Annotated in this window: 26 protein-coding genes and 1 pseudogene; 1 reads left to right on the forward strand and 26 read right to left on the reverse strand. The window is 28.3% G+C overall.

What is annotated here, in order from left to right; translation table 11 throughout:
• Positions 1-5 precede the first annotated feature (5 nt).
• The 8 genes from ACTG46_RS19065 to ACTG46_RS19100 form a co-directional block, all read right to left on the reverse strand.
• A complete protein-coding gene (locus ACTG46_RS19065) occupies positions 6-656 on the reverse strand; it encodes an HAD family hydrolase (protein WP_479923397.1) in 651 nt (216 codons plus the stop codon).
• 148 nt (positions 657-804) lie between these two features.
• A complete protein-coding gene (locus ACTG46_RS19070; protein ID WP_003422320.1) occupies positions 805-993 on the reverse strand; it encodes a ferredoxin in 189 nt (62 codons plus the stop codon).
• 106 nt (positions 994-1,099) lie between these two features.
• Positions 1,100-2,284, reverse strand: coding sequence for an amidohydrolase family protein (locus tag ACTG46_RS19075; protein WP_479923398.1), 1,185 nt, complete (start codon positions 2,282-2,284; stop codon positions 1,100-1,102).
• Between the two features lie 140 nt (positions 2,285-2,424).
• Positions 2,425-3,342, reverse strand: coding sequence for a SufB/SufD family protein (locus ACTG46_RS19080; RefSeq protein ID WP_054272040.1), 918 nt, complete (start codon positions 3,340-3,342; stop codon positions 2,425-2,427).
• A gap of 21 nt (positions 3,343-3,363) precedes the next feature.
• Positions 3,364-4,092, reverse strand: coding sequence for an ABC transporter ATP-binding protein (locus ACTG46_RS19085; RefSeq protein ID WP_054272041.1), 729 nt, complete (start codon positions 4,090-4,092; stop codon positions 3,364-3,366).
• A gap of 195 nt (positions 4,093-4,287) precedes the next feature.
• Complete coding sequence (locus ACTG46_RS19090; RefSeq protein WP_054272042.1) at positions 4,288-4,488, reverse strand: hypothetical protein; 201 nt, start codon at positions 4,486-4,488, stop codon at positions 4,288-4,290.
• 125 nt (positions 4,489-4,613) lie between these two features.
• Entirely contained in the window at positions 4,614-4,994 is a 381-nt protein-coding gene (locus tag ACTG46_RS19095) for a VOC family protein (protein ID WP_054272043.1), read from the reverse strand.
• Positions 4,995-5,264: 270 nt separating this feature from the next.
• The gene (locus ACTG46_RS19100) at positions 5,265-6,623 is read right to left on the reverse strand and encodes an MATE family efflux transporter (RefSeq protein WP_054277810.1); all 1,359 of its coding nucleotides are present in this window, start codon (positions 6,621-6,623) and stop codon (positions 5,265-5,267) included.
• A 373-nt stretch (positions 6,624-6,996) separates the two neighbouring features.
• On the opposite strand from ACTG46_RS19100, the gene ACTG46_RS19105 reads away from it, so the two are divergent.
• Positions 6,997-7,440: a staygreen family protein gene (locus ACTG46_RS19105; RefSeq protein ID WP_479924081.1), complete on the forward strand. Its 444-nt coding sequence runs from the start codon at positions 6,997-6,999 to the stop codon at positions 7,438-7,440.
• A gap of 157 nt (positions 7,441-7,597) precedes the next feature.
• Here ACTG46_RS19105 and ACTG46_RS19110 read toward each other — a convergent pair whose 3' ends face one another.
• From ACTG46_RS19110 to tnpB, 18 genes and pseudogenes are all read right to left on the reverse strand, one after another.
• A complete protein-coding gene (locus ACTG46_RS19110; protein WP_054277811.1) occupies positions 7,598-8,215 on the reverse strand; it encodes a DUF488 domain-containing protein in 618 nt (205 codons plus the stop codon).
• A 204-nt stretch (positions 8,216-8,419) separates the two neighbouring features.
• A complete protein-coding gene (locus tag ACTG46_RS19115) occupies positions 8,420-9,232 on the reverse strand; it encodes a MerR family transcriptional regulator (protein ID WP_054277812.1) in 813 nt (270 codons plus the stop codon).
• A gap of 80 nt (positions 9,233-9,312) precedes the next feature.
• Positions 9,313-10,725: a potassium/proton antiporter gene (locus ACTG46_RS19120; RefSeq protein ID WP_054277813.1), complete on the reverse strand. Its 1,413-nt coding sequence runs from the start codon at positions 10,723-10,725 to the stop codon at positions 9,313-9,315.
• A gap of 483 nt (positions 10,726-11,208) precedes the next feature.
• Positions 11,209-12,117, reverse strand: coding sequence for a DUF2268 domain-containing putative Zn-dependent protease (locus tag ACTG46_RS19125; protein ID WP_479923399.1), 909 nt, complete (start codon positions 12,115-12,117; stop codon positions 11,209-11,211).
• Positions 12,118-12,187: 70 nt separating this feature from the next.
• Positions 12,188-14,023, reverse strand: a complete 1,836-nt coding sequence (locus tag ACTG46_RS19130; protein WP_479923400.1) for a glycerophosphoryl diester phosphodiesterase membrane domain-containing protein — start codon at positions 14,021-14,023, stop codon at positions 12,188-12,190.
• A 147-nt stretch (positions 14,024-14,170) separates the two neighbouring features.
• Entirely contained in the window at positions 14,171-14,620 is a 450-nt protein-coding gene (locus tag ACTG46_RS19135; protein ID WP_054277815.1) for a GNAT family N-acetyltransferase, read from the reverse strand.
• A 175-nt stretch (positions 14,621-14,795) separates the two neighbouring features.
• Complete coding sequence (locus ACTG46_RS19140; RefSeq protein ID WP_021386546.1) at positions 14,796-15,200, reverse strand: YmaF family protein; 405 nt, start codon at positions 15,198-15,200, stop codon at positions 14,796-14,798.
• Between the two features lie 111 nt (positions 15,201-15,311).
• The gene (locus ACTG46_RS19145) at positions 15,312-16,178 is read right to left on the reverse strand and encodes a pentapeptide repeat-containing protein (protein ID WP_479923401.1); all 867 of its coding nucleotides are present in this window, start codon (positions 16,176-16,178) and stop codon (positions 15,312-15,314) included.
• Between the two features lie 280 nt (positions 16,179-16,458).
• Positions 16,459-16,803, reverse strand: coding sequence for a zinc ribbon domain-containing protein YjdM (locus ACTG46_RS19150; protein WP_054272094.1), 345 nt, complete (start codon positions 16,801-16,803; stop codon positions 16,459-16,461).
• A 215-nt stretch (positions 16,804-17,018) separates the two neighbouring features.
• Complete coding sequence (locus ACTG46_RS19155) at positions 17,019-17,453, reverse strand: helix-turn-helix domain-containing protein (RefSeq protein WP_407964188.1); 435 nt, start codon at positions 17,451-17,453, stop codon at positions 17,019-17,021.
• A gap of 183 nt (positions 17,454-17,636) precedes the next feature.
• Positions 17,637-18,269, reverse strand: a complete 633-nt coding sequence (locus ACTG46_RS19160) for a beta/alpha barrel domain-containing protein (protein WP_054272054.1) — start codon at positions 18,267-18,269, stop codon at positions 17,637-17,639.
• Positions 18,270-18,394: 125 nt separating this feature from the next.
• Positions 18,395-19,324, reverse strand: coding sequence for a 4-hydroxy-tetrahydrodipicolinate synthase (gene dapA / locus ACTG46_RS19165; RefSeq protein WP_284182488.1), 930 nt, complete (start codon positions 19,322-19,324; stop codon positions 18,395-18,397).
• On the reverse strand, positions 19,296-19,895 hold the full coding sequence (locus ACTG46_RS19170; protein WP_054272055.1) for an SIS domain-containing protein: 600 nt from the start codon (positions 19,893-19,895) through the stop codon (positions 19,296-19,298). The genes dapA and ACTG46_RS19170 overlap by 29 nt, the downstream gene beginning before the upstream one ends.
• Before the next feature lie 64 nt (positions 19,896-19,959).
• A complete protein-coding gene (locus tag ACTG46_RS19175; protein ID WP_054272056.1) occupies positions 19,960-21,231 on the reverse strand; it encodes a PTS ascorbate transporter subunit IIC in 1,272 nt (423 codons plus the stop codon).
• Positions 21,232-21,257: 26 nt separating this feature from the next.
• The gene (locus ACTG46_RS19180) at positions 21,258-21,545 is read right to left on the reverse strand and encodes a PTS sugar transporter subunit IIB (RefSeq protein ID WP_054272057.1); all 288 of its coding nucleotides are present in this window, start codon (positions 21,543-21,545) and stop codon (positions 21,258-21,260) included.
• A 14-nt stretch (positions 21,546-21,559) separates the two neighbouring features.
• On the reverse strand, positions 21,560-23,647 hold the full coding sequence (locus ACTG46_RS19185; protein ID WP_479923402.1) for a BglG family transcription antiterminator: 2,088 nt from the start codon (positions 23,645-23,647) through the stop codon (positions 21,560-21,562).
• 485 nt (positions 23,648-24,132) lie between these two features.
• Positions 24,133-24,417: pseudogene (locus tag ACTG46_RS19190) on the reverse strand (isochorismatase family protein); the annotation flags it as partial.
• A gap of 132 nt (positions 24,418-24,549) precedes the next feature.
• Positions 24,550-25,659 (reverse strand): IS200/IS605 family element RNA-guided endonuclease TnpB, encoded by a 1,110-nt coding sequence (gene tnpB / locus ACTG46_RS19195; RefSeq protein WP_479922843.1) that lies wholly within the window; start codon positions 25,657-25,659, stop codon positions 24,550-24,552.
• Positions 25,660-25,870: the final 211 nt, after the last annotated feature.

Consider the following 25,870-nt stretch of genomic DNA (forward strand, 5'->3'; position numbering starts at 1 on the left):
GATATTTATAGCAAAATATCTTTTATAGAATCTACACTTTCGACAATATAAGTAGGTTCACTTTCACTAATCTCTTCAAATGAACCATATCCATACAACACTCCAATAGAATCTACTCCTATTTTCTTAGCACCAATTATGTCATACTTTCTATCTCCAACCATAATAACTTTATCTTTATCTTTCACATTACATAAATCTAGTACATATTGTATAACTTCATTTTTATTTACCCTCGTACCATCAAGATTACTACCTACTATATACTTAAAATATCTATCTATATCAAAGTATTTAAGTATAGTTTCTGCAAAAACTGTTGGCTTAGAAGTAGCTAATAATAATATTTTATCATTTGTATAGAGCATTTCTAATATCTCTTTTATATTCTTATAAATTTTATTTTCAAATATCCCTTTATCTGAAAAATATTCTCTATACTTCTCAACAGCTCTTTTAGCTTTTTCATCATCAAATTTATAGTATTCTTTAAAAGTATCATGTAATGGTGGTCCTATAAATTGTTCTAAGTTATCTAAATTTTCTTTTATACCAAAACTATCTAATGAATATTGAATAGACTTTGTTATTCCTTCTTTAGGGTCTGTAAGCGTTCCATCCAAATCAAACAACACTATTTCATAGTTTTTCTTCATGTTTAAATCCTCCATATTTATAAAAAATAATATCTCCTATTTTATATTTATCTATTTTAAAAAGCTATAGTAATAGAATTTTCTAATACTATAGCTTAAGTAATAATTGAATCTTATATGTTTGGTGTTAAAATAAATCTAAATCATTCTATTTAACTGTTATAGCTGAAACTGGACATCCTTCTTCTGCTTCTTTACATAAATCTTGTAAATCTGCTGGTATTTCCCCTTCAATTGCAACTGAATGTCCTTCATCACTCATACTAAAAACGTCTGGACATGTTCCTATACATGCTCCACAAGCTACACATACATCCTTATCGACAAATGCTTTCATACTAAAATACCTCCCCTAAAATTATCTTTTTTTAATTATTGTTTCTTTAGATATTTATCCAATATATGCCAATTTAAACATATATTTATTATTTTATCACGATTGCTTAATTTATTATAGTATATTCATATCCATGTCTATAAACTTCGCTACTTTTCATCCATGATTTTACAGTATATTGTAAACTTAATTTTCTATTTAAAACTAATTCATTATCATTATAGTCTTTTATAATATCGTTACTCTTCTCCATTGTAAATATAGTAAAATCACCTTCTCCACCAACCTTTATTCCGCCCTTATTTGAATGTAAATCGAAAATTTTTGTTGGATATTCAGTTACTTTTTCTATACATTTTTCTAAAGATATTCCAAGTTCCATAATTTTATTTATAACTGTTAAAAGAGAATAATTTATGTCTTTCATATTTTTTATATGCATATCTGTGCTTATTAAATCTGGTTCTAATCCTTGATTTATTGCTTTTTTAAAAACTTTAAAATCAAACTGGTCTAATCCATAACACACATCAAATAATACTCCTCTATTATTTGCATTTATTACTGATTCTCTTAGCGTGCCAAATTCATTAAATATTCCATTTGCACTGTTTCCATATACAGGTGTAACTACATCTCCTTTACCCAAAATATTCATTACTTCATCTATATATGATGGATGCTCACCTATATATACCACTAATGGTAAATTTAATTTCTTAGCAACTTGTTTTGATTTTTTAACTATATCTATACCATTTTCATTAGATTGAAATTTGCTTGCTTTTACCTTTATACCCTTTATTTTGTCCATATTTTTTTCCACAACAGACTCAACATCATCAAAATTTATGACATCTAAAGATGTCGACTCATTCAGTATATTTAATCCCTCATTTGTTACATTTAAAAATGAATATACTTCAGTTTTACACTCATCCATATATTTTTTCTTAAAATCATAGTAATTTAAAGGGCCAGCTGTACCTGCATCAAATATAACTGTTGAACCTTTTTCAATTCCAATTGAATCAGAGTCCATACCTGTAGGTAATTTTCTCTTATAACAATGGGTGTGAACATCTATAAATCCTGGAGAAATATACATATTATCAGCATTTATTATCTCAAACTCTTTGTTTTTAAGCAATTTCTCTTTTCTTATTTTTTCTTTGAGATTCAATCCAATATCATATATTTTCCCATGCAAAACCAAGATATCTTTTTTTTCAAACTTGATACCATCTTTTGGAGATATTATTGTCCCATTTCTTATAAGTAAATTTTTCATCTATTCCACATCCTAATTACAGTATAATTTCTCTAATAGTTTTCTTACATAAAGAAAATAAGTCTAAAAATAAAAATATTTTAGACTTATTCATTATATTATACTATATTCATTATATTAAATTAAATAAAAACTTCAATTTACTTTAAGAAGCAATTAAGTATTTGTTGCTCAGCCTCTTCCTCAGTAAGACCCAATGTCATCATCTTTAGTATTTGGTCTCCTGCAATCTTTCCAATTGCTGCCTCATGCACTAAGAGAGCATCTGGATGATTTGCTGCAATCTCAGGTATAGCACTAATTTGAGAATTTCCCATGATTATTGAATCACATTGAACATGTGCAGAACAAAGAGAATCCCCAATAACGCAAGGATTAAACTTTTGCTTAGAATTATCTTGCCCAACTGTACGAGAAATTACTTGAGCAGACGAATTTTCTCCCTCTAAAACAACCTTCATATTAGATTCTGCAACTTGATTTCCATGAGTTAATAATTTCTCAAATACAACTATTTTTGCCCCTTTACCTAGGTTTGCATCCATTTCCCTTTTAGTTGAATCTACACCCTTAATTTGAATTGTTTCCATCTCACAATATGAATCTTCATCCATATTAACAATAGTAACTGGATTTAAGATTTTCTTTCCTTCTCCGTCACCTTCACCATAATGTTTTTCTACATATTTTAAGCGAGCTCCTTTACGTAAGAAAAATCTATGTATTCCATTATGTTCACTATCATCACAACCACAGTTATGTATTCCACATCCAGCAATTATAACAACATCTGCATTTTCTCCAATTTCAAAATCATTATAAACCATATCCTGCACACCAGCTTCTGTTACTATTACTGGTATATGGACATTTTCGCCTTTTGTGTTTGGTTTTACTATAATATCAATTCCAGGTTTATCATTTTTAGGAACTATAGTTACATTTTCAGTTGAATGTCTTTCTATTCCTTGCCCATTTTTACGTATATTGTATGCTCCTAATGGAGTTCCACGAAGTTCAGCAACTTTTTCTAAAAGATTTAAATCTGTTTTGTTCATTTAATTTGCCTTCCTTTCTAATTAATTCATATCTTTCATTAATTCACAACTTGAATTAACTTGGCACATGATTTCAGGTAATATAGCATCTTTTGTTCCATGGCTTTTTACTGAACCATCTTGTAAAACAATTATTTCATCAGCTAACTCTAATATTCTTTCTTGGTGAGAAATTATAATTATAGTTTGGTCAGACTCCTCATGTATTTTCTTAAAACTTTCATTAAGCTTTCCAAAACTCCAAAGGTCTATCCCTGCCTCAGGTTCATCAAATATAGAAACCTTTAAATCTCTGGCAAAAAGAGTTGCTATCTCTATTCTTTTCATTTCTCCTCCAGAAAGCGAGTTATCAACTTCACGATTTAAATAGTCTTTTGAACACAATCCAACATCTGTAAGATATTGGCAACATACATCTGTAGACAATGGTTTTCCATGAGCAAGTGTAAGTAGATTTTCAACAGTCATGCCTTTTATTCTTGGTGGCTGTTGAAATGCATATCCTATCCCCCTCTTTGCTCTTTCTGTAATACTAAGATTTGTTATATCTTCTCCATCTAAAATTATCTGACCACTAGTGGCTTTTTCAATCCCCATTATTAGCTTAGCAATTGTGGATTTTCCTCCACCATTTGGTCCTGTGATAACAATAAGTTTTCCTCTCTCAAACGAAAGGCTAACATCATTTATTATTCCTAGTTCCTCATTGTTAGACTCAACATTAAAGGAAAGATTTTTTATTTCAAGCATAATACCCCTCTTTTCTGTAAAATATTACATTGATATCCATTCTTTTATTATATCAGTAATTTTTATATACCAGCAACTCCAAAGAGACAAAATATGTATTAAATAATAAAACAATCTTATAAAAAATAAAAAAGATGAGTCTTATACTAACTCATCTTAAAAAATTCTTATTATAAACTTATATGTATTTAAAATTTAACCTTCTATATACTCTAGTATTATTTTTTGATTATCTTTTAACATAATCTCTTCTTTTTTAGATTCTATTCCATTCTTTTTTATCTTTACCTCAGCTATAAAAGCATCATTGCCTTCAACCATTTCTAATAGCTCATAAGCTTTTTTACGTCCTATTTTAGTTGCTATATCTTTTAATACTGCCATTTTCTTAAACATTTTATCACCTCTACTCAAAATTTACAATTGATTTTTAATTGTATAATCATAGTCTTAGACTAAAATTATAATAATTATTGTCTCTAATTATATCAGATATTGAGTAAATTTAATACTTTGTAAAATCATTTATCTTCTCTAACCAAATAATCATTTCCATCTTGGTCTTTAAAGGAAAACATCCTTCCATAAGGCATTTCCATTAATTCACCAACTTCAACTTTATTATTAGCCATTTGTTCATAAGTTCCATTAATATCTCTTGTACTCAAAATTATTGATGGATGAGATACCTCTATCTCTTTATTTTGCTTCATCATTAGATTTTTATCGTACAGTACAAATGTTGTAAATTCATTTTTACTTGGTGCTATTTCTACCCATTTCATATTTGGTCCCATTTCCTTTTCATAAGTTACTACAAAGTTTAATTTCTCTGTCCAAAAAAGTTTTGCATCCTCTTGATTGTTTACATATAGACTTATCTTTCCTATTTTATTTATCATAACAATACCCACCTTTATTATTAAATAAATATCTAATATTTTTTATATTTAATAATATACCCATATATATTATTTTCTATAGATATATATATCTAATATTTATCCAATATTATATAATCCTAAACTATAATGTAATTTATATATTCAATATTATTATAGACTTTATTCATATGATTTAATCATTCTATATCCTACTTATAATTATGAAAATATATACGCTAAAAATCACCTCCAGATAGAGTTTTCTATCCAAAAGTGATTATATATGTCCTATGCAATTTTGTGTTTTAGCCACTTTGTTCCTCTTAATCTTAAACAATATAAAGTTCCTCTGACAAGCCAATCTGTGTACATACCTATCCAAATTCCAAGTACACCAAATTTTAATACAACCCCCAACACATAACCTGTAAAAATTCTAAAAATCCACATCCCTATTATAGCTGTCATCATTGTATATCTTGTATCGCCTGCCCCTTTTAATCCTGCTGACAATACAAAGGATATAGGCCATATTACCATGGCTAGACAATCACTTCGAATCAGTTGTGTTGATACATCAATTACACTAGTGTTTTGAGTATACATACTTGAAATCCAAGGAGCAATTGGTATAAATATAGCTCCTACTGCAAATAAACAAACTGTTGCAAATTTAGTTAGGTATAGGAGAGTACTTTTAGCACCTTTAATATCTCCACGTCCTATATACTGACCTACCAATGTTGTTGCAGATAATGCTAAAGCATTCCCAATTACATTTATGATAGATGCAATTGACATTCCTATTGCATTGGATGCAATTGCTGAGGTCCCCATAGTAACTATAAATACCTGAACAATTAATTTTCCTGCATTAAAAAGTAGTTGTTCAACACCAGCTGGTATTCCTATATTAAATATAGATTTTTGAGTTTCAACATCAATCTTAATTGGAAATATTTTACCTATAGATATAAATTCATTTCCTTTGAATAAAGCTCTTACAATAACTATACATCCAATTATTCTGGCTATAGCAATAGACATAGCTGCACCTGTTATCCCATAAGATGGTATTTGTAGATTTATACCTAAAGAATTTAAATCAATACCATATATAAGTATATATCCCAATGTCACATTTATTATATTCATAAACATAGTTACATACATGGGTTTCTTTACATCTCCACAACCCCTTAGAATACCATTTGCTATTTGCTGTGTCGCAATAAATGGATATGTGAATAATGTAAACTCTATGTATAATTTTGCATTTGATTTTACCAATTCTTCTGCTGAACCATAAAATAAGTTAATTACACCAGTCCTAAAAACCCACATTAAGATTGTTATTGTAAAAGATAGTATTACTCCTGATACTAGAGCTTGCTTGATAGTTTCGTTCGCATTTTCACTATCTCTTTTGCCTATTTGTTGAGCTACAACAACAGTGGCTCCTACAGATAATGCAGCAAATACAGATATGAATATATTGTTTATTGAATCAACCATTCCAACTGCAGATACAGCTTCTTCCCCAATATGACCTGCCATCATTGTATTAAATACCCCTAGAAGCATGACAAATGTCTGCTCTATCATTATAGGAATTGCTAATTTTATAACATTTTTCCTTATAAACATCTCTCTTCCTCTTTTCCCTCTTTATATAAATTTAATTTTTAGTTAGTTTAACAAATTGTTAGTTAATCTTTTAAAGTTTAAATTTATATTCCCAACTCATAATATACTGTATTCAAATAATATTATTCTTGTTTAATATCATTTTAACACAGTACATCTTTATAATTATTTTATGTTTATTATTTTTTATGGATACTATAATTTAAATATTTGTATATTTAAATTAACCACTTAGCACCCACCAGAATTTATTGATTACTACATATTACAGGAAATTAAAATATAAAATCTTACAACATAAATGTAACAAAATTGCCTCAATTTAAATATTGTATTTTATAGACTATTTTTAGGATGTGATACTTTGATTAATTTGAATACAACTAATTTAAACGTAAACATGGTTTATCCCGTTTCTGCTACAGAACCTATACGTTTTAGAAGATACACTGTTTCATACTCAGAGAATACAAACGATATTTATTTAACTATAGCTACCTACTTCGATACACTTAGCTTAGGAACAGTAAGTATTGATAAAGTTTATGGTCAATGGGCTTGGGTTGTTGGTGACATATACGATTTAAATCTATTCGTTTTTGTTGGAAACTATCCTTATGAAATTGCTAGAAATAGATATGATGCCTTTGTTAGAGTTCTTCCAATTGCGATTACTTCCATTATAAATGGTGATAGGTTGTTCTTAGTTTCTAACTCTTGTTTATTAAACTCAAAAATTACAGTTAGATTTATATCTAGTCATCCTACGCTTAATAGAACTGTTGATTACGGCAGTATTAGAACTTTCGTTTTGTAACATTACAACATGATGTACTATTTAAAGTAATATCACAATCTAAATAGTATTATTAAATTATAGTAATATTATTAATCAGTACATCATGTTTATTTGTTACAACTTTAGCATATTTTCTTATTTAAGATAACTTTTAGATTTTTAGTAATTAATATTTCTATTTACTGATTTTCTCTGTTCTAAATCCTATCTCTTTATTGGCTAATATATAACCTTCTTGTATCATCTCTTCTCTTGTCAATGCATTCCCCAATAAATTATCAATACTCAGTTGTTTTCTATCACTAAAGTACTTATCTAATAATGATTCTTCTATGTCTTCTTGAGTCTCTAGATGACCCTCATGCATTATATATTTTACATCAAAACCTTCTTTATTCAATACCCTACCCAATAAAATACTTCTATGACATCGTATAGGTTCTTGCATTGCTCCCAATAAAACTATCTTATATCCCATCTGACATCCATTTTTTAGTCTTTCTATTCCTTTTAAGAAAATATCTTCCTTAATTACCTTTTCAAAATCTGCATATCCTTCCTCTGTATATACATCTTTGTTGGTTCTCTTTGCTCCAAACTCCTTGCCCATGTATATATATATAAATCCAGATTTTTTCAATGATTCATTGAAGGACTCTCTATTATACTGAATATTATATTTAGAATATGGAGTTTCTCTAATGTCAACTATACAGTTTATATTGTACTTTTTTATCATATCAATAAGTTTATCATATGGATAATTTGAATGTCCTATTGCGAATATCTCCATATAAATACCTCCTATTCTTAAAAACGAATTAATGTCTCATGTTTTCCACTTTATCACCTCAACGAAAATATACTACTTTATATGTAAAACATCAATATATTTTTCATATATAAATCTATAATATCTATAAATATCAAAAAATGAGGCATATCTTTTATTTAGATAGACCTCATTTAATAACTTTATCTTTATTATTTTAACCTATTATAAAATTCGTTTCACTGGTATCTGAACTTCTGTTAGCCAATCTTCCTCATTCTCTTTATTCCATATTCCATCTATATAAGACTCTCTAGGATTTCCAATCACATCATATTTATTGTCCTCTATCCATTTAAATGCATCTGCGTAAGTTTTTCCTAATGTTGAATATGAACCATTGTGTAATATACAAACAGCACTTTCAACTTCATCTAGTTCTTTAAATTTTAATATGTCTGTATCTTCTTTTAAGTCATTTATAGCTTGACACATCTCAACATCCATATTAGTCTCTCTATATTCACCATCATGATATATATTGAAACAATAATCTGGAACTGCACATGTACACTCAGCCTTCCTCATTTCTTCAGCCATTACATTTGGAAATAGACTGAAAAGTTCATCATACCCCTTTAATACCTTTCTCATAGAAGCAATTTTAACTTTTGGTAAAGACTTAATAATTACATCATTCATATTGACTTCTCCTTTCAAATTCACAAGGTAATTACGCAGTTTAATGAGTTTATATTCTTCACTTTTAATTACATCCAGCATTTCTTTTTCTTTATTTTTTAAAATATTTTCAACCGCTTTAGGATTTTCTATAGCTTCTTTTATCTCAGCTAGTGACAAACCCATTTGTTTTAAAGTTATTATCTGATGTAATTTAGGTAATTGCTCTGTCGTATAGTACCTATATTTTGTAAACTCATCTACATATTCTGGCTTTAACAATCCGATATCTTCATAATACCTTAATGTCTTTGTAGTTATTTTATTTATTTTAGAAAACATTCCTATAGAAAACATCTCATCACCTGCGCATTAGATTTGATTAATTTAAGTTTATACCTTCCCCTTAGGTTAAAGTCAATGCAAATAAATTATAATTATATTAATTCTTCAATTCTATCTCCACTTAGTACCAATGTATCCCCTGTTTTTATAACAGTTGAGCCTTTGGGCACTAAAACCTGTTCCTTTCGTTTTATCATAACTATTAATATATCTTCTGGTATATTAGAATCCATTATACTCTTATTTGCCCATTTACTACTATCATCAACATTTACCTCTATAAGTTTAGAGCTAATTTCTCCATCATAATCATTAAATGTTTTTAATACAGGTGTATTATCATCGACTAAATCTAGCTTTCTAGCTACTGTTGGTATCAATGTACCTTGCACCCCTACTGAAAGTAAAGCTATAAAAAATATTATATGGAATATGTCATTCTCTATAATTACTCCTTGAGTAACTGCATAAATTGCAAAAACTACTGAAGCTGCACCTCTAAGACCTACCCATGATATGAACAATTTTTCCTTATTTGAAAATTTAAATTTTGCTAGAACTATAAATGTCGCTAATGGTCTTGCAATAACTATCATGAATATAGATATGGCCATCGCTATACCAAATATATCTGGTAGCTTGGAAGGGAAAGATAACAATCCTAACATAAAGAATAACATTATTTGCATAATCCATGAGATTCCATCAAAGAAATGAACCAAACTTTTTTTATGAGGTATTTTACTATTTCCTATAATAATACCTGAAATATACACACTTAAATATCCATTTCCTCCAACATACTCACTAAGTGCATAAGAAAGTATTGCAATAGCTGTTATAAATATAGTATAGAATCCTTCTATCTCGAAGTTTGAATTTCTTAAAATATAAACAGACAATTTTGCTAATATAAATCCTATAGCTAGCCCAAAAACTATTTGTTTTATTACCATTGGTATAATAAGTTCTACCCCAGAATTATTCATCAGTGTCAAAAGAATTAGTGTCAACATATACGCTATGGGGTCATTACTCCCACTTTCGACTTCCAATAATGAAGCAAGGGAACCTTTTAAATTTAGTTTTCTAGAACGCAACACAGCAAACACAGATGCAGCATCTGTTGAAGCTGCAATTGCTCCAATTAATAAGCCTTCAAGTAAACTAGTTCCTACTACCATATTACAAAATATCCCTGTAACTCCAGCTGTAATTATTACACCCAGTGATGACATTAGTATAGATGGTACTGCAACAGGTCTAGCCATATTCCAGTTTGTTCCAAATCCTCCAAAGAACATTATAAATATTAGTCCAATAGAACATAATTGTTTTGTTAATTCATAGTTGTCAAAATAAATTCCTACCATTCCATCAGACCCAAATAACATCCCTAATAGGATAAAAATTAGTAATATTGGTACTCCAAATTTATATAAGACCTTACTCGAGGTTATACAAATCAATAGCACTAATCCACTTATAATCATCAATTCTGTCATAGCATCAACTCCATTTCATATAAATTTTGTAGATTAAATTATATCTACAATTTTGTTACTTGTTCAAATATAACATGACATAAGTTTATAAGTTATGGTGCATAAAAGTACAATTAAAATTCGATAATACACTAAAATATGAGTATTGCACTCAAGTTTATATATTTATTTTAATTATATTCATTTAACATTCAAAATTTGAATTCTTTTTTATTAATGTTTCATTTTTCAGTTGATTATTTAATATATTTCATACTCTTATAGTAGTTTTATAGATACTATGAAATATATAATATTTAGATAAGTAATAAGAAACTAACATACAATGTTAGGCACTTTAGATATGAAATCTTCAAAAACTTCATACATTGAAATATTTCTTTATATATATTATTTTATATTTGTTACAAATCATTGTCAATTTATTTTTTCTCAAAAATAGAAAAATTGCATAATTTTTTTCAAATTATGCAACTGTAATATTTATTTCCAAAACTCTTTCATCCCTTCTATTATCTCAGTATAAGGCAACAAAGTAGCTTCGACTATTGATTTATTTGTTTTCTCTAAATAATATTTAATCATATAATATCCACAAGCATATCCTGCACAGTAAGGTAAACCAACTGGAAAGTATCCTTGCATTTTGGCTATATCATCACCATATAGATAGGATGTGATGTTTTGAAATCCAGTCTCTTTTAAAGCATTTTTTATTATTGGTTTTATATATGTGTCTAATGTTTGGATATCCGTTTTACTAACCCAAGGCCCCACCATATCCTCGCCAAACATCCAGGTTGCAAAATTCTCTGCAAGACCCTCATTTATCATCATCTCTTCTAGTGTTATATCATTACTCCAATTTATAAACTGGAATCTAATATTGTGATTACATTCATGTGCTAATGCTACTTGTAATCTATTAAGCGTGTACTCATTAGGAACCAGTGATATGAACATATATCCAGGTATCCCACCATCACCCCAACATCCATCACTTAAAATTGTATAAGGACTATTTGGATTAGCCAACAATATTGAATATTTATAGTCCTTAATATTTAAATCGTATCCTTCTCTTATAAATGAGTTTATAGAATTTTCTATAGTATCTTTACAAGTGTTCCAAAGTTTATCATCAGATAGTGCATTTATATTACTTATTTGATTTTCATTAATATTCTTAGGTGATAAAAACCCCATCATTTCACTTGCCATAATTACATCATATCCACCTTCTTGTTTGGCAACCATTGGAACATCTATACATTTCCATTTGAATTCAAAAGGCTTCATAAGTTCATATCTATATATATCTTCTTTTTTGTTTACTGGTGCATTCATTATCTTCTTATATACTTTATCTGAGCGAATTTCTATGATATTCATCTTTATCATCTCCTTCAAAATAGAGTATATAGAATTACGTAGCGTCAATGTCAATATATTTTTTTATAATCTAACCTTCTTCAATTATAGTCTCATCAGAATCATCACCAAACAAGTAATAAGCCACCCTATTGACAAATCCATTTTGTTGCCAATAAATTACATCATCCAATAAAAATGGATTATCAGTAATTATGCTATCTACATTTAAATTAATCATTTTTTTCATTAGTTTACTATTATTAATAGTCCACACAAAAACTTGCTTTCCGTTTTGGTGTATATTATCCACAACATTTTCAGTTATAAATGTAGATTCTATTCCATATATATCAACATAATCCCAGTTATAAAAATTTCCGTATGCAACTGCTGTCAAATAACATGTTATTATATCTGGATTTAATTTTTTTATATTTTTTAATACATCTTTATCCATAGATGCTACAACACATTGATTCTCTAATCTATTTAATTTAATCAATTCCAAAACCCTTTTTTCTACATTGGTTTTTTCATGACCATTAAGTTTTATTTCTATTAGAAGTTTTATTTTTCCTTTCGAATATTTCATCGCATCATCAAGAGTTGGTATTTTTTCACCTGCAAAGTTTGAACTAAAGTGACTACCAGCATCATAGTTCTTAACTTCATCATAATTTACTTCCCAAACATTTTTATTTATACCAGTTACTCTCTCAAAGTTAGAATCATGAAATAAAATCAGTTCTCCATCCTTAGTTTCTTGCACATCAATTTCAGCATACTCAGCTTGAGTTACAAAAGTTTCTTTAAACGCAGCCAGTGTATTTTCTGGAGCAATTAATGAAGAAACTCTATGAGCAGTTGCTGTTGTATTATAAAAAAATGAAGAGTTAAATAAAATATCATTATTTAGAGAGTATGCTATAGATTCACTATGTAGGATAAATAAAATTATGGATACTTTTAGAGTTATTTTTAATAGCTGAGTTACTGATTTTTTTTGTTTATCAGATTTCTTTTTATAAATTCTAATATCATTATATTCATAATAAAATGCAGAAATAAATCCTGTACTAATTATAAATATAGCTATTGATGAAATAAATGTAGCATAGTCATTGAACAATATACACCTATTAATAAATATATCTTTCAAAAAAGTTGCCTCAGTATAATTTTTTGTCCATATTCCTATCAATATAACAATACTATGGTATATTATATATCCTATAATACTGACTATTATGAATATCCCTAATGAATAAAGAATTAGTCTTATTGATTTTCCTTTTGTAAGGCTAATACTTTTATCCCTCGCTTCTTTAAAACTATCTGTGTTTAAAGTTATTTCATGTATACTAAAAATCCATCTAATAACTGATATATATAATATTAATATTAAAAACATATAAATTATATTTAGAACTATATTAGAATTTATATACTCTAATATATACTCTGGGAGCTTTATCTTTCCAATAAATCCTGAAGTTAAGGCTATGTTTGTAAGTGGAACTATTAATAGCACAAATATAAATAACAATAGATTTTTAGGATACAATATTTTTATAGATTTTTTTAAAGACATTTCAACAAGTTTATATAACGTAATTTTTTCAGAAATTCTTGATTTCTCAAAACATATAATTACTGAAGTAAATTCAAAAAACATATAAAATGTTAATATCACAACTGAAAGTATAGCTAGTAATATTGATATAGGATTAGTTAATATTTCTCCTATATTATCAGTACTTAAATAGACTATATTTGCACTTTTCATAGAACTACTTAATACAAATTTAATTGATGGTAATATAATTATCAGAGCCAGCCCTTTGTGAAGTAGTTCAAATGTAATTAATGTACTCCAGTTATATTTTATTAATTTTACAAAAGTATCTAAAATCTTCTTATTCATGGTGTCCCCTTAGTCTTTTTATTGTATTTTATCCTGTAAATCTTATAAATATATATTATTTTTTAAAATTAATAATTTTATGTAAGCTGATAATAGAAAAATTATATTTCCTATATGTTTTATTCTTCATTTAAACATATATATATATTAAATTAATTTCATATGTAATATTGGAAATGGATTACCCTGCCCATCTATTTCAGACCTATCAAATTCTTTAAATCCTAAATGAGTATAAAATCCTACTGCTTTTTTATTTTGCTCATTTACATCAACATATTTTATATTATATTTATCTATAGCATATGTCATTAGCTTTTTTCCAATACCATATCCTCTATATTCATCTTTTATAAATAGCATCTCGATTTTGTCTTTTTCTATTCCCATGAAGGCTTTTATCATATCATTATCTTTCACAACAACTATATTTTCTACTTCTTTAAGTCCCATTTTAACTAATGGTATTAGAGATTCAATATCTTTCTCCTTTAAAAAATCATGTGTTGCTCTTACTGACGATTCCCATACTTGCAATATTTCCTTATATTCACTTGAATTTATTTTCTTCATTTCAAAAATCATTTCAGAGTTCATAAATACTTCCTTTCTATTCTATATAATTTTTAATTTTGTCTAGTTTATTTATATAAATTTAGAAAGAGCTATGAATATTAATATCATAGCCCTAATTAAATTTAAATATTACCCATTACATTTTTATCATTTATATACTAAAACCTAACAAGTTTACTACAATAATTTCCATTAGTTATACTAAAGGGGCTTCTATTTGAGTAGTAAAAAGGAATTTATGACAGTGACCATCATTAACAGTAGTATTTCCACATACTAAATGAACGTGTTTATTAGTTCCTGGTATCTTAATAGCTGGACCTGTTGTAACACATATTTTATGAAAATGGTCAAGGAAGTCTACATTATCATTTATTTTATGAACATGATTTGTTCCACCATTTATTGGTATAACTTCACCAGTAACTCCTGCTGCACGATGATTATGTCTATCATCACACTCTTCTGCTAACTTAACACTCTGTGAATATTCATGAACATGTGTCATTTCTTCATAATCATTATAACACTTATTACATTCATTATATTTATAATCATCATATACATAATCTCTTTCACATTTATAATTTTGATAACTCATTTTTATATCTCTCCTATTATATATTAAGAAATTCTTCTAAAGAATCTCTAATATATAGTATGAAGTAGAGTCAAAAAAGTTCATATTTTGTAAAATCATGTATTAATTTAATTATTTGTTCCAGTGTTTAGGATGTACTAGTGAGACTGGTAATTTTGTATTAGAATCGCCTTTTGCAGTATTAACTTGCAATTGTGTTAAAAACACACTATTTTTAAGATTAGCTCCTCTAATATCGCAATCTCTTAAGTCTGCTCCTATTAAATTTGCTCCACTTAAATCTGTATCTTTTAAGTTTGCTGCTATCATTAATCTTCCTTTTAAATCTGCTCCTATTAAATTTGTTTTTCTAAGGTCTGCTCCTATTAAGTCTATACTTTTACTCAATTTTTTCTTACTTTTAAGATTAGATGTTTTAAGAAAAGATTTGACTTTTTCCATTACAGACTCACTAGCTTGAGATAATAATGAATTGACCTTTACTCTATGTGATGTTATATCTAAATCAATTAGCTGTTCTGGAGTCATAATGGTTATCTTTTCAGTTTCTTCAATTATTGAATCAATTTTTGTTTTTATTTTATCTGATATGTCTAATACAGATGCTTCTTTAAGATACCATAGCATTTCATGTAATTGTCGCATGATTAAAAACACTTCAGACATTTGATTTGCTAATTCTGATGATTGCATCCAGTCTCTACCTTTATATGTTATTTGCGCTACTTTCTGACCTGAACCAAAACAATCATATGCAGTACAACCTCTAAAACCTCGCTTTATAAGATTATTATGTACAGAACATTTAAAATCTGATTGCAAATTAATACATGGCTTTCCTGATTCCTTATCAGTGGGAAATCCATCTGAGGCAGAAAAATAGAGAGCTAAACAACAAAGTCCAAAACACTTCTCACAATCAATTTTTAACTCATCAAATAATTCATTATTATATATATTTTTATGTATATTTATCATATCACTTCTCCTTCTCAGTATAGTTTTTTAATAAGCTAATATTGTAAATAAATTACACTTCAGCCTCTTATGTAACATTTCTTATTCTTAATTATAATTTAATGTATCAGTTATTCCAATAGTATACATAGGTTTCTTATTTGTCTAAATAAACTTGTTAAAATTACATATTAATAAAACCACAAGAAAATATAAGGATAAATAAACTTTAATTCCTCAATAAATTCTTATGGTTTATAATGTACTATAAAATTATATAATAAAGTGATTTTTTATGATTTTACGCTTTTTTAACTACAGAAGACTTCAGCTTCATAGCTCCAAATCCATCTATTTTACATTCTATATCATGCCCATCTGATGGGTCGTGTACTAAACGTATATTTTTTACTTTTGTTCCAATCTTTATAGATGATGAACTCCCTTTTACTTTAAGGTCTCTGATTACTGTAACAGAATCTCCATCATTTAATACATTTCCATTTATATCTTTAATAATGTTTGAACCTTCTTCTTCTCCTAATTTTAAAGCCCATTCATGAGAGCATTCTGGACACACTAAAAGAGTTCCATCTTCATAAGTATATTCTGAATTACATTTCGGGCAATTTGGTAAATTTTCCATATTCATATGTCCTCCACTTGTTATTTTTAATTTTTTACTATATAAAATTTCTTTTGAGCCTATATGATATCATATTATACTTATATTTACAAACAACTCTTTTGCTTATGATTTAAATTCTTAATCTTACTATTATTTTTAATTTGATTACTGATTATAATTGGATACATACTTATGTATACCTTGCACTTACCATAATACACTTTATTCCAAATTTAGTTTGTCATATCCCTTTTATTTATATATCTCAATAAATAACCAACTCCCATACCTATAAAACTACCCGCTATCCCCCACATAAAATTATCTGTAATAAATCCTATTGATATTCCTATTATAAAACCACCTATCATGAAATTATCTGACAGTTCATCTTCTGACTCATCTTCATCATAATTTGTACTATTTGTAGGTAATTTACTTGATTTAATAACAGCTTCAATTTTATCTTTATTTTCATCAAATAACAAATCATCTAAAGCTATATTAAATATATTTCTTAACAACATTAAATTCTCTATATCTGGATATGTTTTATTAGATTCCCATTTTGATATAGCTTGCCTAGATACATTTAGCATTTCAGAAAGTTGTTCTTGTGATAAATTTCTTTCTTTTCTTAGTCTCTTTAAATTTTCTCCAAAGTTCAATATTATCACCTCATCTCAACTTAATTATATTTATATATTGGCTAATTCACAATCCTCCTATAGTTGCACTTTGTTAACTAATAGTTGCATTACTAATTTTATCTATAATTTGGATTAAAATATAACAAATACTAAATAAGCTGTATCATAATAATTATAAACTACTATGATACAGCCACAACATTAAACTTCTCTTATATTTTTAATTATTTCACGAATCTTTTTAGCATTTTTAGCAATATCCCCAATATTACCTTTAGTTAATAGACTACCAAAACCGCATACATCAACACCATTTTCCAACCATACATGTAAATTATCCAGATTAATTCCACCACTTGCTAAAACTGGCATATCAGGTATTGGTGTCTTAAATACCTTTACTAGCTTAGGTCCATAAAAATCTGATATTGGAAAGGCCTTGATAAAAGCTGCTCCTAAACTCAGAGCCTCTACTGCCTCAGTCAATGATGTACATCCTGGAGCATAAGGAATCTGATACCTATTACAAGTTTTTGCTACATCTTCATTATAATTTGGTGCAATGATAAATTGAGCTCCATGTAAGATAGCATGACGAGCTGTTTCACTATCCAAAACGGTTCCTGCCCCAACACAAAGAGATTCACCATATTTTTTATTAAGCCCTTGAATTATTTCTCCAGCATTATTTAAAGTATAGCTCATTTCTATATTTGTTATTCCACCTTTTATACACCCTTCAGCAATTTCACATGCACGATTAAGTGTTTCTTCTCTTACAATCGCAAGAGCCCCACATTCTGCCATTCTTTTGGTTATATTCATCTTTTTCATATCATCACCTCTATATTCATCAAAACATTTTACTTCTCCATTAAACCTCCATTAAGTTAAATTGCTTTTAATAAAGCATATATTATTCACATACAAATCTGATTCTTCTCGTTATATTGTCTATTCTAACTATGTTTATTAAGCATTTCTCTATAATTTTCGACCACTTGCTTAATTTCTTCAAGAGATTCTCCAGTTGGTTCAGTTACAGGAAGTCGTGCAGTTCCAACATTAATTCCATTCAAGACAACAGTTTTTTTTATAACAGATGGAATTGTTCCAAGCTTTAGAATACGGCGAAGTTCTTCAATACTATTTTGAGCTTCTTGAGCTTTTTCTAAATCCCCATTCATAAAGTTTTCATAAATAGCAATATCAATCTCTGTGAGGAAATTTGCTGTTGCAGCAACAGCACCTTTCCCACCAGCCTTCAAACTATCAAGAATAAGTGAATCTGAACCTGAAAATATACTAAAATCCTCACCCTCAGTTGCTTCAATATAAGCTTTCATGTTGTCAAGTCTACCACTACTATCCTTAATGCCAACAATATTCTTTATCTTTGATAATTCACGCACTGAGTCAGGTTCAATATTAATCCCTGTCTTACCTGGCATATTGTACATCATAATAGGCAAATTAACTGAATCAGCAATAGACTTATAATGTAAAATTAATTCCTGTTGTGTTGGTGTCACAAAATATGGAGTGATAATTGATAATGCACTTGCACCTATTTCTTCCATTCTTTTGGACAAAGTTATAACTTCACGGGTTGAGTTACCACCTGTCCCAACAAAAACAGGTACACGATTATTAGTATGATTGATAACAATTTTTGCAAATTCAACCTTTTCATCATCTGTTAGCACATGACATTCACCATTAGTTCCCAAAATAAATAATCCATAAACTCCCTTATCTATTAGATAGTCAATTAACTCACATGTTGCTTGTGGATTTATATTTTGGTTTTCATCAAAAGGTGTTATCATTGCGCATATAATACCTTTATATTTCATAAAATTACATTTCCTCTCTAATAGACTTTCCAAGGCTTCCTCCTGGATGCCACTTCAAATACTGTTGTACATCAAGTCCTTTAGCATATTGTAATGCAACACTTAATGACTGTAATACTATAGTTTCTGCAAGAATTGAAGCACGAGGAGCCTTATTAAGACAATCACCTTCATGTTTAACACCTGCAAATAAAAATATATCAGAAACATCCTTTAAGAATGAATTAGTATTACCACTTACACCAATTATCTTTGCTCCATTTACTTTTAGTGTCTCAATAGTTGCTTTTAATTCTTGAGTCTCTCCACTATTTGATATTGCAATAACAACGTCCCCAGCTACTACTTGACCACTTGAACCATGTACTGCTTCTGTACCATGTAATATATATGCTGGTGTTCCAGTAGATGAAAGTAATGAAGAAATATACCCTGATACATGTCCTGGTTTACCAATACCAGTCACATGTACACGTCCATGATTCTTTTCAACTTCAAAAATTAAATCACATGCTTTATTTATAGATATTTCATCTATTGATGAAATAAACTCTGATACTTCAGTAGATAGAGTGTCTAGAAATGCAGATAGTGTATTTTTCATAATAGACTTGCCCTCCTTTAAATTATATCAACCATACCTATGACTTTTATATCATTGATTTAGACTAGATAGGCTTTATAAATTGTAAAATATTATGTAATATTGAACCAACTACGTTATAATCAATGTTTGGGAAAGTCGCTCCCTCTATACCAAGAGTCCCATAAACTGGATATAATATCACTGGTAAAAATGCAAGTAATAATCCTACAACAAATGACCCTGCAATAGCTCCTCTCCATCCTCCTGAGGTATTACCAAATATTGCGGCTGTACCACCTGAAAAGAAACATATATGAGCAGCTGGAATAATTACTACAGGAAATATACTAGGAAATGATGCCATAATAGCAATTGCTAATAGCCCAGCAGCATATGCTGAGATAAATCCAATAATAACTGCATTTGGTGCATATGGGAAGACTGTTGGAACATCCAGTGCAGGACGTGAACCTGGGATATATTTTTCTGAAATAATTACAAATGCGGCAGTTATTTCAGCTAAGAACATACGAACACCTGACATCAGTATTGACATCCCAGCCACAAATGTAAATGCTTCTATAAGTGGAAATACTAACCAATGTGTTGAACCAGCAATTTCTTGAGTAAAGGCCTTCCCAGCTTTTAAGGTTGCAATATAAAATAAGATTAGCATAACTATAGATAGACCCATTAAAAAGTCTCTAAATATTGATAACCACTTAGGAAATTCTATAGTTTCTGTTGTATCATCTTTATGTTTTGAAAATAAACGTCCAATATATCCTGATAAACCATAACCAATCATATTGAAGTGACCAATGGCTTGTTCATCCCCACCTGTCAACTCACGCATAAATGGCTGACAGAATTGAGGTAGTGCAGCAGACATAAATCCTAAAATAACTCCACCTATTAAAATAGTGATTGTATTATCGAATCCATGTGCTTTCATAATTAAAACTAATACACAAGAAAAAAATAAACTGTGACCTGTTGTAAAGAAAATATTCTTGAACCTTGTAATACGTGCAAATACTAAATTTAGTATGAATCCAAGAATTAATGTACATGAAACTGCAAAACCGTATGTACTTTGTGCAAGTGCTGTAGCTGCTTCTGGTGAAGCTATAACACCAGTAATTCCAAACCCCTGCTGGAACAATTTATTGAAATTCTGAAGTGCGCCAGTCATAGCAGATGCACCAATACCAAATATTAGAAAACCAATAAGTGTTTTTGAAGACCCAGTAAATACTTCCACTGCTGATTTCTTTTGAAGAATCAGTCCTATACATGCAACTACACCAAGCAAAACAGCGGGTGTACTCAACAAACTAATAATAAACTCCATAAACATTCCTCCCTATTTTCTTAAATTTATTCCTCTTTTGAAGCAAGAAATTTTTCTAGCGCTGTCTTGATTTCGTTGCGGTCAACAATATTACGAATTCCAATTATATCAAATCTTAAATTCTTCTTTTCTAATTCTTCAGCAACATCAATTAATGTTTCTACAGCATCTCCATTGAATCCATTTAATGAATCTAATGAACCATGTTCTACTTCGATTGGAAAGTTATTTTCTTTAATGATTTGTTGAGTCTTTATTTTTAACATTAAACTTGAGCCAACTCCTGCTCTACATGCGATTAAAATTTTATACATAATTAAATCCTCCTTTATAATTCGTGTTTTTTTATAAAATCAATAATTTCTTTTCCTTCTTTAGCAGTATCTAACGCTCTAAAGAATTCATCTTGCTCCAATAATTCAACCAGTTCAGACATAGCACGTAAATGACTATTATTATCTACTGCACTTAAACAAAATACATATTTTACTGGGTCATTTTCATCATTTCCAAACTCAATAGGGCTATCTAAAGTAGCAATACCTATCGCAATTTCTTTTGACCCAGCTTCTGGTCTAGCATGAGGAAGTGCTACATGTTTTGTAATTACTATGTATGGCCCAGATACCTTTGCTGAGTCAATCATTGCATCTACATATCCCTCAGTTACTTTATTGTTTTCAACTAAGGCAGAAGCTGACTGTCTAATAGCATCCTCCCAGTTCTTAGCTTTTACCTTTAATTTTATTAGTGTTTCACTAGTAATCTCACTTAGCATAGGCCCCTCTCCTTCCTTGGATGTAAAATTCTCTATTTGTGCAAAATAAGCTAATAACTCACTTGAAAGCATACTTTCAGAAGTTACTTTTGCATATTTTTTTATTATATTCATAACCTCATCTATTTTAGGTTGTCTTAAGAAAATATCTCCCAATTGAATGTACACTTCACGTGTAATCTTATACTTTTCTTTTGTGGTCATAACAGGACTTACTTTAATCACTGGCACATCTGTCTTTAAACCTTCTGTGTTATAATTAGTAGTAAATACAATGTCTACAGGTTCACTGATATTTTCTAATCCAACCGATTCTGACATTGGTATAAAATGTAAGTCAGGAAATAAGTTTGTAAGTTCTGCATGTAAAATAGCTGAACTCCCAACACCATTTGAACAAACTATTAATGCTATTCTTTTTCTAAAATCATCAAACTCTTTTTTATTTGAGAAAAGAGTTGCAAAGTGCATTGTTAAGTACGCTAACTCCTCTTCTTGAATTTCTTCTCCAAATAAGCCACAGAATTCTTTCATTGCATTACTTACAATTCTATAGACTAATTTATATTCTTCTTTTACTTTTTCACAAATTGGATTATAAATAGGTAATTTAAATAAAAGTCTATAATAGGCTGGTCTAAAATGAGAATATAATTGTTTAAATATCTTTTCTTGACTTATATAATAAACCCCACTTAAATACCCAAATCTTGTCATCATTTTATTTACAATTTCTGAAATTACAACCTTATCTTCTGTGTCTTCTTCATAATTTCCTACTGATATACCTAAAATCCAAGCACTAATATACATTATATTATGAGGTCTTATATTTTCTTCACTTTCATATACTTCTAACAATTCCTTAGCAAATTTATATTCCTTCATTGGACTCATGACTGCAATACTAGGGATATCTATATTTTCTTGAGTAACTATTCTAGTTGAACACATTCTTGCCTTTAGAAAGATAAATATATAAATAAATTCTATTAATCTATCCTCAACAAAATTAATTTCATATCTTTTTATAAGCTTTAATATAATCTTTTTGGCTTCTTCAAATTTATCTAGATTATATTCTTCTATAAAAATATCAAATACTCTTGAACTTTTCTCATTAGACAAAGTTTCTATAATATTCTTAATAAGTACTCTCCTAATTTCCATCTCATTTCCAACTAAATAATAGCCACTTATACGATTATTCTTGATTTCAATGCCCTTTTTTTCAAGATTTGGTATTAAATCTTTAAAATCAAGATTTACAGTAGACCTACTCACTTTTATAGAGTTTGTAAAATGGTTAATTGAGATATCCTCCATATTAATAAAAAGCATTAGGTACATATATAAAAGTCTTTCTTCTTTACTAAAGTAATAAGTATTCTTAGAATAATTTTTTTCTAGAATTTCTTTAATTGCTTTTTTGGTTTCTTTTCTAACGATAATATCTTTATCAGCTCTTAAACATATAAGTGGTACTTTTTTTACTTTAAGCATGTCATTGATTTTATTTATTCTATAAGTAATTTGTCTTTTTGAAGAATTAGATTCCTCTTGTAATCCATTAGTTGTAATCAATGTGCTATTTAATAAAATCTGGAGAATCGATACAATTTCTTTGTCCACTACCATTAATCCCTACTTTCTTATTAAGATTAGTCTTCATATTATCATTGGATTCTTTCATCACCTCCACAATATTTATTTTATTGGAGAATTTTATTGTTTTCAATTTCATTTAAGTATAACTTTTGTTTTAGATTGAGACAAAAATTATACTTATCTAAAATAGATACTGTAGTACAATTGTAGATTTTATAAATAAAAAAGGTTTCTTTAGTAAAGAAACACAAGAAAAGTGATTTAAATAATAAAAATCATATTAACTTTTAATAAATTGTTCCACCTAAAAAAGCACATTAATTTAAAATAAAATTGATGTGCCTTATTTTACTTGTACCATTCTAATACATTAGATTTGTTTATTAATTTGTACTCTAGTATCATTTTTCTGAAATTAATTTATCTAAATACAAGATTCAGTAACTTATACCTCTTATGACTTTAATATTTTAAAACCAAGTAGGTTAAATTTTTTTATTATAGGTAGCCTATATTTACTTCATTCTTTTAAGTGTCTCATCCAATGAAATACATTCTGCATATCTTCCATTCCATATAAATTCATTGTAGTATTTATATGATTGTTCTGCTGACATAAATAAATTATCAACAGTTGTATTTGAATAAGCTGGAACTATCATATTAAAACCATGCTCAAATCCACATTTTATAGTTGCATCAATACAATAATCTGTTTGAAGTCCAACAACAATTATATCTTTTTCACCCTTATTTGTTAAGTATTCTAATAGACCAGTTTCCTTAAAAGCACTGTTTACTTTTTTCTGAACCTCACATGACTAAAGTCACATGGTTCCTGTTTCATAGAATTTTGCATACTAAAATATGTCTTACAAATTCTCCACAGGCTATCCCCGTAGTTCCTACGGTTCTTACATAAGTTATCTATTTTAAACTGTTATTAGTCTTAATCCTTCTTTTAGTATATTTATACTCGCATTTATGTCTCTATCGTGAGTTACATTACAACAAGGACAAATCCATTCTCTTATACTTAAATTCTTCACTTCCTCGTTTTTGTACCCACATTTATTGCATATTTGTGAACTTGCAAAGAATCTACCTACCTTTACAATTTGTCTACCATACCAATTAGCCTTATATTCTAATTGACGAATAAATTCTGACCATGACACATCAGAAATTAATCGAGATAGTTTACTATTTCTAGCCATATTCTTTACTTGTAAATCCTCTATGCAAATAATATCATTCTCTCGTATTAATTTAGTAGATAGTTTTTGTAGAAAATCCTTCCTTTGATTAGCTATATGTTCTTGAAGTCTTGCAACTTTTAATCTTGCTTTATTTCTATTTAAACTACCAATTGTTTTTCTCGATAGTTCTCTTTGTAATTTGGCAAGTTTGTTTAATGACTTTAGAAGATACTTAGGATTTTCTATAAATTGTCCACAACTTGAGATACAAAATTCTTTAATTCCTAAATCTAAGCCTATCTGATTATTAGTATTTTCAAATGCTTCAATATCTATATCAGTACAACATAATGATACATAATATTTACCACTTGGTTCTTTGGATATAGTAGCATTAAGTATTCTCCCTTGAGGTACTTGTTTATCCCTTACTTTAACCATACCAAGTTTAGGTAATTTTATATATTGACTATAGTACATAATATTTCCATTTGTAAAGTTAGTTCTATATGAAAATCTATTAGTTTTCTTTGATTTAAATTTAGGAAATCCTGCATTTTCTTTAAAGAATTTTTTATATGCGTTTTCTAAATCTTTTAAGGTGTTTTGTAGTGAAAATTTATCAGGTTCTTTAAGCCACTCTAATTCTTTTTTTAAATTGGTCAAATCAGAACTGCACTGTTTATAAGTAAAAGTTTCTTTATTATTTTCATAAACTTCTATTTTTTTAGCAAGATACTTATTATATACAAATCTACAACATCCAAAAGTTTTGTTAATTAACTCTTGCTGTTTTTTATTTGGATACATTCTAAATTTATAAGCTTTTTCCACTACTATCACCTCACTTTACTTGTTTTTTATGATTATGTTAATACTAGATGTCCATATTTTACACACCATACTATATGGTATTTTACTAAATATACATATCCAAGTCACTTCCATTTTTCATTATCCACTCTAATATTAACAAGTACAATTTTTTAAAACAAGTTTTTTGAAGGTTTTATATTTATTTTTAAATAACATATGTAAGAACCGTAAGTTCTAA

Source organism: Clostridioides sp. LIBA-7678 (genome assembly GCF_056716065.1).